This is a genomic window from Pseudomonas fluorescens (assembly GCF_902497995.1).
GTDB classification, from domain to species: Bacteria; Pseudomonadota; Gammaproteobacteria; order Pseudomonadales; family Pseudomonadaceae; genus Aquipseudomonas; species Aquipseudomonas fluorescens_BK.
In genome coordinates this window covers 1-500 of the sequence record NZ_CABVII010000088.1, presented here as the reverse complement: position 1 = coordinate 500, position 500 = coordinate 1, and the positions used below count along the sequence as shown (strand labels likewise).

Annotated in this window: 1 pseudogene; it reads left to right on the top strand. The window is 62.0% G+C overall.

The features are described 5' to 3' along the window. Positions 1 to 500 (top strand): annotated as a pseudogene (locus F8N80_RS31050) (ABC transporter permease); the annotation flags it as partial.

The window sequence follows — 500 nt, the reverse complement described above, 5'->3', positions numbered from 1 at the left end:
CTGGCAGGTCGCGGTGACGTTGCAAGGCTGGCCGGCGGAGGTGTTCGGCATCATCGATCATGCGTATTACCGCCAGCACTGGCCGTTGCTCGATGTCAGTGGCAGCGACCCGTGGGCGCATCTGGCCACGGACGATGCGGTGATGCTCAGCGAACAACTGGCGCGTCGGTTGAAGGTACGGGCGGGTGATCGACTGACGATTCCTGCGCCGTATGGCGCGTGGTCGCCGCGCATCGTCGGCATCTACGCCGATTACGGCAACCCCAAAGGGCACTTGCTGGTCAACATCAACCACTTGCTGCGCGGCTGGCCACAACTGACGCCGAACCGTTTCAATCTGCGCATCGAGCCGCAGAACATCCCGGGATTTTTAGCTGCATTGCAGACGCGTTTTCAACTCGATGACAGCCGCATCGTCGATCAGGCGCGGCTCAAGGGCTGGTCGGTGCAGGTTTTCGAACGCACCTTTGCGGCCACTGCGGCGTTGAACAGCCTGACCC